The 9,277-nt window shown below is 61.1% G+C and carries 9 protein-coding genes and 1 pseudogene; 7 read left to right on the top strand and 3 right to left on the bottom strand.

Annotated elements, in window-relative coordinates; translation table 11 throughout:
* Together ACJWXQ_RS12500 and ACJWXQ_RS12495 are read left to right on the top strand one after the other, a co-directional pair.
* Window positions 1-303: pseudogene (locus ACJWXQ_RS12500) on the top strand (hypothetical protein); the annotation flags it as partial.
* 90 nt (window positions 304-393) lie between these two features.
* On the top strand, window positions 394-774 hold the full coding sequence (locus tag ACJWXQ_RS12495) for a rhomboid family intramembrane serine protease (protein ID WP_406672929.1): 381 nt from the start codon (window positions 394-396) through the stop codon (window positions 772-774).
* Window positions 775-1,024: 250 nt separating this feature from the next.
* Here ACJWXQ_RS12495 and ACJWXQ_RS12490 read toward each other — a convergent pair whose 3' ends face one another.
* Genes ACJWXQ_RS12490 through ACJWXQ_RS12480 form a run of 3 tightly spaced genes read right to left on the bottom strand, consistent with a single transcriptional unit; the run spans window position 1,025 to window position 3,398 of the window.
* Window positions 1,025-1,912 (bottom strand): fructosamine kinase family protein, encoded by an 888-nt coding sequence (locus ACJWXQ_RS12490; protein ID WP_346050568.1) that lies wholly within the window; start codon window positions 1,910-1,912, stop codon window positions 1,025-1,027.
* Window positions 1,905-2,780 (bottom strand): 5'-3' exonuclease H3TH domain-containing protein, encoded by an 876-nt coding sequence (locus tag ACJWXQ_RS12485; protein WP_346050569.1) that lies wholly within the window; start codon window positions 2,778-2,780, stop codon window positions 1,905-1,907. Before ACJWXQ_RS12485 ends, ACJWXQ_RS12490 begins: the two co-directional genes overlap by 8 nt.
* A gap of 9 nt (window positions 2,781-2,789) precedes the next feature.
* Window positions 2,790-3,398, bottom strand: coding sequence for an HNH endonuclease (locus ACJWXQ_RS12480; protein ID WP_346050570.1), 609 nt, complete (start codon window positions 3,396-3,398; stop codon window positions 2,790-2,792).
* Between the two features lie 226 nt (window positions 3,399-3,624).
* Between ACJWXQ_RS12480 and ACJWXQ_RS12475 the strand changes: the two genes are divergently transcribed.
* Genes ACJWXQ_RS12475 through ACJWXQ_RS12455 form a run of 5 tightly spaced genes read left to right on the top strand, consistent with a single transcriptional unit; the run spans window position 3,625 to window position 9,253 of the window.
* Entirely contained in the window at window positions 3,625-4,755 is a 1,131-nt protein-coding gene (locus ACJWXQ_RS12475) for a Re/Si-specific NAD(P)(+) transhydrogenase subunit alpha (protein ID WP_346050571.1), read from the top strand.
* Window positions 4,752-5,051 (top strand): NAD(P) transhydrogenase subunit alpha, encoded by a 300-nt coding sequence (locus tag ACJWXQ_RS12470; protein WP_374729188.1) that lies wholly within the window; start codon window positions 4,752-4,754, stop codon window positions 5,049-5,051. The genes ACJWXQ_RS12475 and ACJWXQ_RS12470 overlap by 4 nt, the downstream gene beginning before the upstream one ends.
* Window positions 5,048-6,448, top strand: a complete 1,401-nt coding sequence (locus ACJWXQ_RS12465) for an NAD(P)(+) transhydrogenase (Re/Si-specific) subunit beta (RefSeq protein ID WP_406672928.1) — start codon at window positions 5,048-5,050, stop codon at window positions 6,446-6,448. The genes ACJWXQ_RS12470 and ACJWXQ_RS12465 overlap by 4 nt, the downstream gene beginning before the upstream one ends.
* A gap of 28 nt (window positions 6,449-6,476) precedes the next feature.
* Window positions 6,477-6,851, top strand: a complete 375-nt coding sequence (locus ACJWXQ_RS12460; protein WP_346050572.1) for an energy transducer TonB — start codon at window positions 6,477-6,479, stop codon at window positions 6,849-6,851.
* Window positions 6,852-6,874: 23 nt separating this feature from the next.
* On the top strand, window positions 6,875-9,253 hold the full coding sequence (locus ACJWXQ_RS12455; RefSeq protein WP_406672927.1) for a putative bifunctional diguanylate cyclase/phosphodiesterase: 2,379 nt from the start codon (window positions 6,875-6,877) through the stop codon (window positions 9,251-9,253).
* Window positions 9,254-9,277: the final 24 nt, after the last annotated feature.

Genomic DNA, 9,277 nt, shown 5'->3' with positions numbered 1-9,277 from the left:
CCTCGGCGACCGTGGCGCCTTAACCAAGAATTCTCAAAGCGTCTGAAACGAGAATTGCCGCTCATATTAAACAAACAATGGCGATCGCATTACTTTTCAAAATTGAGGTGCTCGCTTACTGCCATGGCCATAATGGCCGCAGCTGCCGGACTCATTGGATTCAGCCAGCCTACGCTCGGATCAATTCAGCTAGGTTCATCAATGTCCGGCTGGCATGGGTTTTGGTTGCTTTTGCTTTCAGCGATGCTGGGCCTCGTCGTCGCTGGTAGTCATTCGCACAGATTCAAACAGGAGATTCTGTAGGCCCAACGCTTTCGATCCTGGATCGCTCTAAATTCAACAGCATCTGCCACGACTTATACCGGTTTCATTCTGTTTGCCGGCTGGCTGCTTTTGTTCAGCAGCTTTGCCTATCCCGAACTATCGAGTGTTCTTGTCGAATCACTGCGGCTTGATCAAGCCGCACTGGATGATGGGGCCTACTGGAAGTTTGCGAGCTACGCGCTTCTTCACTTCAGCTGGATCCATATCGCGCTGAATCTCATTGGACTGTTCTTCTTCGGACCCATATTTGAATCCTGGCATGGACGCAAAAACTTCCTTGTCGTACTCATTGGCGGCATCCTGGTCGGTGGCCTGCTCCATTCACTGCTTGATTCGGAAACCGCCGCGGTAGGTGCATCCGGCGGCATCCTGGCGATTCTCGCGTGCCTGGCGGCTCATTCAATCCTTTCTCGCGACGGATCCCGCTGGTATACCGTGCCGAGAGCCTGATCGCCGTTGTTTTGGCCATCTCACTCGGGCACGGAGTTGATGCCGTTGCCCAGACCATCCATCTTGCGGGAGTCGCTTGGGGTGTTTTCGTCGGCATTGTCTTGTGTCTTCTCGGACGCAAAACAGGTTCAGGGGATGTTGGGGAACCTCTGAGTTAATCCATTCGCGCATACAGCCGCAAGCCGACCATCCGAGAACTTTCCGTCTTCCTCCGTTGACTCTGTGTTCCAATCGCCCACCCAAATTCCGGTCAGTCGGCATTCAGCACTGTCTCGACAAGGGACAGGGCGTGGTGGTCGTAGGGGCTGCCGAAGAGGTTGCAGTGGTTGAGGACGTGGTAAAGCTGGTAGAGGGGGCGGCGTAGATGGTGGTAGCCGGGGTCCAGGGGATAGTGGTGCTGGTAGGCCTGGTAGAAGCCCGCGTGGAAGCGGCCGAATAACTCGCTCATGGCAAGGTCGCATTCACGGTCGCCGTAGTGGCAAGCCGGGTCGAAAATGACGGGCTCGTCGGCGCCGATACGGGCGCGGTTGCCAACCCAAAGGTCGCCGTGAAGGAGGGACGGGGCGGGTCTGTGGTCCGCCAGCAGGCGCGGGAGGGCTTCGAGCAAGCGCTCGCCGGCCTCCTGTAAGGCACCGCCCGCGCCCTTGGCGGCTGCCCAATCCAGTTGCGGACGCAAGCGCTGCTCGCGGAAGAACCAGCACCAGTCCTGGCTTTGGCGGTTGGGCTGGGGCGTGAGGCCGATGTAGTTGTCGCGCTCAAGGCCATGGTGTTCGGCCTGATGCCCGTGCAGAGCGGCCAGGGCCTCGCCCAGACGGGTGTCGCTGGCCTCGCTTGGGGCGGACAGTGGCAGGTATTCGCACAACAGCCAGGCGATATGGCGGTCGCGGCCCTGCGCCAGAACCGTGGGGACACGCACCGCGTCGGTCGCCGCCAGCCTGGCCAGGCCGTCGGCCTCGGCTGCCAGCATGGGGTTATTGCTGGCCGGCAGGGTCTTGAGGAAAAACGACTGATCCTCACTGTCCAACTGCCAAGCGTGGCCGATGTCCCCGCCCGACAGCGGCCGGCAGTGGATTCGAGTCTCGGGCAGACCGGCGGCCCGGAAGATGGCCTGGCGCTGTGATTCACTTGGCTCAGGCATGCGCCAGACCCAGCTTCCTGCGGTTGGCTCGACCCAGACCGACAAGGCGGTCCAGCTCGTTCAGGGCCGATGGGTCGACTGGCCCCCGCGGCGGCAGGGCGTCGAAAGGCAGCGGGGCGTCATCCCGCAGGCGGGTTAGGGCGCGGGCCCGGAAAGCCACTTCCCGATGCGCCTGCAGTCGTTCGCGGAGACGGGCGGCGCCGCGCAGCCCGTGCTCGAGGAGGCCGTCGAGATCGGCGTACAGGGCATCCAGGTCGCTGTAGAGCGAGAACAGGCGGGCGGCGGTCTTGGCGCCGATGCCGGGCACGCCGGGAATATTGTCCACCGGGTCGCCCACCAGGGCGAGGTAGTCGGCCATGCGCTCGGGGGGAAAGCCGAAGCGCTCGGCCACCGCATCACGATCGCGGGCCGCCTTGCCCGGCCCCTCCCAGAAATAGTCGCCCGGGCGCAGCAACTGGGCGAGGTCCTTGTCCCGACTGATCAGGGTAATGGGCAGTGCCTGGTCTCGCGCCAGGCGGGCGGCGCTGGCCATCAGGTCATCGGCCTCGAAATAATCGGAAGCGAGCACGGGCAGGCCCAGGGCCTCGGACAGCGTCCGGGCCCAGCGGAACTGACACTCCAGTTCCGGCGGCGGCAACTCGCGGTTGGCCTTGTAGTCCGGGTCGATTTCATTGCGAAAGGAGCTGCTCAGGCTTTCATCGAAGCAAATCAGGAGGGGCTGGCCGCCGGTTTCAGGCAGCAGGTCCACCAGGGTGGTGGCGAAACCGCGAAAGGCATTGGCGGGCTCACCTGCGGCAGTAGTGATGGAATCGGGCAGGGCAAACCAGCCGCGAAAGAGAAAGATGGAGGCATCAAGAAGGTAGAGCACAAAGATCTCTCAATTGCGCTCCAGCAGACTGCTCAGACGCTTGTGCAGGGGACTGGTCCGAGGGAAGTGGGCCAACAGGAATTCCATCTGGTCAGCCAGCACCCGACGACCCTTGAGATAGACGTACTCGGCATGGGTGGGGGTGAAGGGAACGGCCAGAAGCTGCATCCCGGCCTGTTCCGGTGTCCGGTCCGCCTTGTGGTTGTTGCAGCGCTTGCAGGCAGTCACCACATTGTTCCAGTGATCGTGGCCACCCTGGGATACCGGGGTGACATGATCACGGGAAAGCAGATTGCTGGGAAAGCGATCACCGCAATAAAGGCAGAGGCGGGCATCACGCCGGAAGAGAGTGTGGTTGTTCAGTGGCGGCGTGTACTGTCCGCGGGCGCGGTTGACGTACTTGCGGCTGCCGGGGGTGGCGATGATGGAGTGGACAGTGAGGATGCTTTGGCGGCCCGTGCGTGCACAGATGCCACCGTGGAGGTCGTACAAGGGCGAACCAACCTCATAGGCCACTTCGCCCAGATGATAGAGCCTTGCCGCGTCCTGGTAGCCAATCCACTCCAGCGGCATGCCCCCGATGTCGGTTCGCAGCACCTGCTGAGCCAGATTATTCATGGTTCGCTCCGAAGCCCGGTTGCGCGAACGGGGCGCTTGGACTCAGGTCAGAAAACACCGCCCGCATCAGCTTCTGTTGACACTTTTACATCCATTTCCCCTGCCTTGACAAGTTTTTGATCACGGCGGCAACAAAAAATTCACGCCGCCAACGAGGCCTCAGAGGCTGCTACACTCAATCGAGATACTTTCTGCCAGCCCAATAGCCAAGGGAGCGAAGATCACAATGAGCACAGTCATCGCGGTGCCCGCGGAGACACGCGAGGGGGAACGGCGGGTGGCCATGGCGCCGAGTCTGGCGCCAAAGCTGGTCAAGGCCGGGGCCCGGCTACAGATCCAGGCCGGGGCCGGCAAGGCTGCGGGATTCTCGGACCAGGCATTTGCCGACATCGATGGTGTGGAGATCGTCGAGGACGCCGACACCCTCTGGTCTCAGGCAGACCTGGTCTTCGCGGTCAGACGTCCGGAGATAGAGCGCCTTCGGCAAATGAAGCCCGGTGCCGGGCTGGTAGGCTTTCTGGCGCCCTGGGAAAGGGATGAATTTGTCGGCGCCCTGGCCGAGCAGAAACTTTCAGCCTTCGCGGTTGAGTTGATCCCCCGCATCTCCCGGGCCCAGTCCATGGATGCCCTGTCGTCCCAGGCGGCGGTGGCCGGCTACAAGTCCGTGCTCCTTGCGGCTGAACATCTGCCGCGTTTCTTCCCCATGCTCACCACTGCCGCCGGCACCATTCGCCCGGCCAAGGCGCTGGTGGTGGGGGCCGGTGTCGCCGGCCTGCAGGCCATCGCCACGGCACGACGACTGGGGGCAAGGGTGGAAGCCTTCGATGTGCGCTCGGCGGTCGCCGAACAGGTTGAGTCTCTGGGGGCGAAGTTCGTCGATACCGGCGTCAAGGCCGAGGCCGAGGGCGGTTACGCCCGGGAATTGACCGAGGAAGAGAAGGCCCAGCAACAGGCGGTCCTGGCCAAGCATGTGGCTCAGGCCGATGTGGTCATCACCACGGCGGCCATCCCCGGCCGCCCGGCGCCAAAGATCATTACCGAGGCCATGGCCAGGGACATGAAACCCGGCGCCGTCCTGGTGGACCTGGCAGCCGAGACCGGCGGCAACTGCGAGCTGACCGAGGCCGGGCAGGTCAAGCGACTGGGATCTGTCAGTATTGTGGGGCCCACCGATGTGCCCGGCATGATTGCCGAGCACGCCAGCGAAATGTTCGCCCGCAACCTCTGGAATTTCACCCAGCCCTGCGTGGGTGAGGATGGCGGGCTCACCTGGAACATGGATGATGAGGTCTATGCCAAGAGCGTGGTCAGCCACGATGGCGAAATCCGTTTTCCGGCTGCGGAGGAAGGCAAATGATCGAATTGACCGGCTTTATTGCCCTCTACATCGTCATGCTGACGGCCTTCGTCGGCATCGAGATCATCTCCCGAGTCCCGGTCATTCTGCATACCCCATTGATGTCGGGCTCCAACTTCGTGCATGGCATCGTGGTGGTGGGGGCCATGGTGGCCCTGGGCCATGCCGAGACCACCCTGGGGCAGGTCATCGGCTTCATCGGGGTTGCACTGGGCGCAGGCAATGCTGTCGGCGGCTATGTGGTGACCGAGCGCATGCTTGAGATGTTCAAGTCCAGCAAGGGAGAGAAGGCGTGAGTGAAATCATCAGTCGGGATACGCTCGATCATCTGATTCAGGCCAGTTATTTCATCGCCATCCTGCTGTTCATTCTCGGTATCAAGAGGATGTCTTCGCCGGTCACCGCCCGACGCGGTATCCGCCAGGCGGGCCTGGGGATGGTACTGGCCGTGGCCGCCACCTTCTTCCTGCCGAACATGGGCAACTTCTTCCTGATCATCAGCGCCCTGTTTGTGGGCAGCCTGCTGGCCTGGGTCAGTGCCCGCAAGGTGGCCATGACCGGCATGCCGCAGATGGTCGCGCTCTACAACGGCATGGGCGGGGGCGCCGCGGCGACCATCGGGGCCGTGGCCCTTTATGCCGACAGTGACTATGGCGTGGTCATCATGAGCCTGGCCGTGGCCGGTGGCCTGATTGGCTCCATCGCCTTCTCCGGCAGCCTGGTGGCCTATGCCAAGCTGGAAGGGCTGATTTCCAAGACCATGCGCTTCCCCGGTCAGCAGCTCTTCAATGCCCTGGTTTTCCTTGGCGCCATTGGCTGCGGGGCGGCCCTGCTGGTGGTGGAAGGCTACCCCTTCGAGCTGATCACTGTCTTTTTCGTCCTGGCCCTGCTGGCGGGGATCACCATCACCTTGCCCATTGGGGGCGCCGACATGCCGGTGGTGATCTCCCTGTATAACGCCCTGACCGGCCTGGCGGTGGCATTCGAAGGCTTCGTGCTGGATAACGCCGCCATGATCATTGCCGGCACCGTGGTGGGCGCGGCAGGTACCCTGCTGACCCAGTTGATGGCCAAGGCCATGAACCGGCCCCTGTCCAATGTCCTTTTCGCGGGCTTTGGGGATACCGGTGGCGAAGGGGGGGGCGGTCCCGAGGGCAATATGAAGGAAACCGAGGCCTCCGATGCCGCCATCACCATGGCATATGCCGAGAAAGTCATTGTGGTGCCGGGGTACGGCCTGGCGGTGGCCCAGGCCCAGCACAAGCTCTGGGAATTCTGCGAGCGACTGATGGAACGGGGCGTTGACGTCAAGTTTGCCATCCACCCGGTCGCGGGCCGGATGCCCGGTCACATGAACGTCCTGCTGGCTGAAGCCGGCGTCCCCTATGACCTGATCTTCGACCTTGAGGAGATCAATGCCGAGTTTGACGAAGCGGACGTTGCCTTGATCATCGGTGCCAATGACGTGGTCAATCCGGATGCCCGCAACAAGAAGGACAGCCCCATTTTCGGCATGCCCATCCTCAATGCGGATCATGCCGACAATGTCATGGTCGTGAAACGGGGACGGGGCACCGGTTTCTCCGGCGTGGAGAATCCGCTCTTTTTCGCCGACAACACGCAAATGGTGTTCGGCGACGCCCAGGAAGTAGCGAACCACTTCATCCAGGGTCTTAAGTCACTGGCCGAATAGAGCTGTAGGGCCAGGGGAGGTTGCCGTCATGAAGAGAACACTTTGCCTATTGGGGACACTGATTCCCTTACTGGCGATGCTGTTGGTCGCCTGCGCTGGCCCAAGACCCCTGTTCGATACCCAGGAAACGCCGGTGGAGCGCTATTGGGAACTGGTGGAACTGGCAGAACCGGTCTACCCGGACGAGGCCATTGGCCAGGAGGGCCATGTGGTCGTCCGCGCACGGATCGGAAGTGATGGAAAGATTGCCTCTGCCGAGGTGCTGGAGTCTGAGCCGGGGGAGCTGTTTGTTGAAGCCACTCTGGCTGCGCTCTATCACTTTCGCTATGAGGCCACTGAAGACAATCCCGATTCCCGACCCCTGGTGACGGAGTTCCGCTTCGAATTCGAGCCGGATGACTGAATACTGAAGCACGGAGAGGGTGGATGCAGGGAATGCAGGGCTCACATCCAGAGCTAAGGCGCCGCTTGAAGGTCGGTGGGCTGGTGGCTGGCCTGTTCCTGGTCTTCGCTCTGGCCACGGCACTGGTGATCTTTCTGGTTCAGCTTCAGGGTGCTGCCACTGCCTACATGGCGGGTCAGAGCCATTGGTCCCGGGCGCAGCTGGGGTCCGTCTTTGCCCTCTACCGCTATGCCCAGGAGGGAGAAGAGGCTGATCTCGTGGCCGCACGGGAACTGGCCGACATCCCCATTGGCGACATGGAAGCCCGGCTTGCCATGGAAGCGGAGCCGCTGGACCGGGATGCCGCGGTGGATGGCCTGATTCGCGGCCAGAACCATCCCGATGATATTCCCATCATGATCTGGCTCTTTCGTAACTTTGCCGATTTTCCCCATCTGCGGGAGGCCGTGGATGTCTGGCGAGAGTCGGATGAGTATATTCTCTCATTGCTGACATTGGCCGACCGGCTGGAACAAGCCCGATCAGCCGATACGCCGGATGAAGCAGAGCTGAACAAGCTGCTTCTGGAGCTCGAAATAGCCAATGCGCATTCCTATGAACTAACTTCACGCTTTGTCGCGGCTTTTACCGAGGCGACCCGCTGGCTGCGTCATGTCCTCTTGTTCGGAAGCAGCATGGTAATGGCGATGCTGGCCGGTATCGCCACACTCCTCGGTTGGCGATTGATGCGTCTGATCAATCGATCCAGAAGGCGCTTTCAATCCATCTTCGAACAAGCGGCGGTGGGTATGGCGGAGCTTACACCGGCCGGACGCATCCTGAACGTCAATGAAGCGCTCGGCGACATCCTGGTTTGCAAGCGGCAAGCACTGGTCGGTCGCTACTATCAAGATCTTGTCTATGGCGAAGACCGTGACGGTGATGACCGGATCATTCGGGATCTGCTCCAGGGCAGTGATGAAGCCGTGACCCTGGAACGACGGTTCCACCGCCAGGATGGCGGGCTGGTCTGGGGCCGTCTCACCCTGTCTGCAATTCAGGGAAAACGCCGGGAGCCTGAATCGCTGATTGCCATCCTGGAAGATGTATCGGAGTCGCGTCGACTGTCCATCGAGCTGGCCCACCAGGCAGCCCATGACGGCCTGACCGGCCTGATCAACAGGCGCAGTTTCGATCGGGAACTGGCCCAGGCGCTGCGGGAAGTCCGCGAAGAACATGTGGACTTCGTGGTCTGCTTCATTGACCTTGACCAATTCAAGCTGGTCAACGACACCTCGGGACATGTCGCGGGTGACCATATGCTGGTTCAGGTCGCTGAGCTGTTGCGATCTCAGATCAGAGAGGGAGATGTGCTGGCCAGGCTGGGCGGTGATGAGTTCGGTCTGTTGCTTCGAGCCTGTGATCTTGAAAAGGGAGAGCAGGTGGCCTCCAAGATATGCAATGCCCTGGAAGGCCTGGTGTTTGAGTGGGAGGAGAAGACCTTCAATGTGGCCTGCAGTATCGGCGTCGTCCCCATCGAAGCCGACATGCCCAATATAGACAGTGTGCTGCGCTCGGCGGACCTGGCCTGCTATATCGCCAAGGAACAAGGGCGCAATCGTGTTCATGCCAGCAGTACCGCGGATGAGCATGTGGCATTACGTCGAGGGGAGATGGAATGGGTCAATCGGATCCGACAGGCGCTGGAAGACGACAGGCTTTATCTGGATGCGCAGATCATTGAACCGTTGCAATCTGGGAAAGAGTTTCGATATGAATTGCTGCTCCGGTTGCTGGACGAAGACGGTCGATCGGTGCCCCCGGGAGCCTTTATCCCGGCAGCGGAACGCTTTGGCGCTGCCTACCGCCTGGACCGCTGGGTCTTCGAGAATACTTGCCGGACACTCGCGGACCATCCGGAACACCGGGAAGCCCTGACAGCCTGTCATGTCAATCTCTCCGGGCAGTCATTCGATCGCCCCGAGTTTACCGAGTTTGTGGTCGACACCCTATCTTATTACGGCATCGAGCCCGACTGCATCTGCTTTGAGATTACCGAGACCGCCGCCATCCGCCATCTCGCGGACGCCACCAGCTTCATGAAGGTGCTTCGCTCCAAGGGCTGCCAGTTCGCCCTGGATGATTTTGGTGCCGGCCTGTCTTCCTTTGGCTATCTGCGCCGTCTTCCCGTGGATTATCTCAAGATCGACGGGGCCTTTGTCCGCAACATCCTGGTCGACGAGGCAGACCTTGCCATGGTCAAGGCCATCAAGGAAATCGGTCATACCATGAACAAGCAGATCATTGCCGAGTTCGTTGAAACCCGGGAACTGCAGGAGCGTCTCCAGACAATGGGCATCGATTACGGCCAGGGCTTTGGCATCCACCGCCCGGAACGCTGGCGCAATTTGCTGGATGGCTAAACACGGGTGAAAAATTCGATAGGG

Source organism: Natronospira sp. (assembly GCF_007134575.1).
Classification (GTDB): Bacteria; Pseudomonadota; Gammaproteobacteria; order Natronospirales; family Natronospiraceae; genus Natronospira; species Natronospira elongata.
Note: the sequence above shows the minus strand (reverse complement) of the source record. Positions and strands in the feature narration are given on the sequence as shown.

Bases quoted from the DNA above. Each gene is read 5' to 3' on its own strand.
- ACJWXQ_RS12490 (WP_346050568.1), bottom strand. From the start codon at position 1,912: ATGCCTGAGCCAAGTGAATCACAGCGCCAGGCCATCTTCCGGGCCGCC.
- ACJWXQ_RS12455 (WP_406672927.1), top strand. From the start codon at position 6,875: ATGCAGGGAATGCAGGGCTCACATCCAGAGCTAAGGCGCCGCTTGAAG.
- ACJWXQ_RS12470 (WP_374729188.1), top strand. From the start codon at position 4,752: ATGATCGAATTGACCGGCTTTATTGCCCTCTACATCGTCATGCTGACG.
- ACJWXQ_RS12475 (WP_346050571.1), top strand. From the start codon at position 3,625: ATGAGCACAGTCATCGCGGTGCCCGCGGAGACACGCGAGGGGGAACGG.
- ACJWXQ_RS12480 (WP_346050570.1), bottom strand. From the start codon at position 3,398: ATGAATAATCTGGCTCAGCAGGTGCTGCGAACCGACATCGGGGGCATG.
- ACJWXQ_RS12460 (WP_346050572.1), top strand. From the start codon at position 6,477: ATGAAGAGAACACTTTGCCTATTGGGGACACTGATTCCCTTACTGGCG.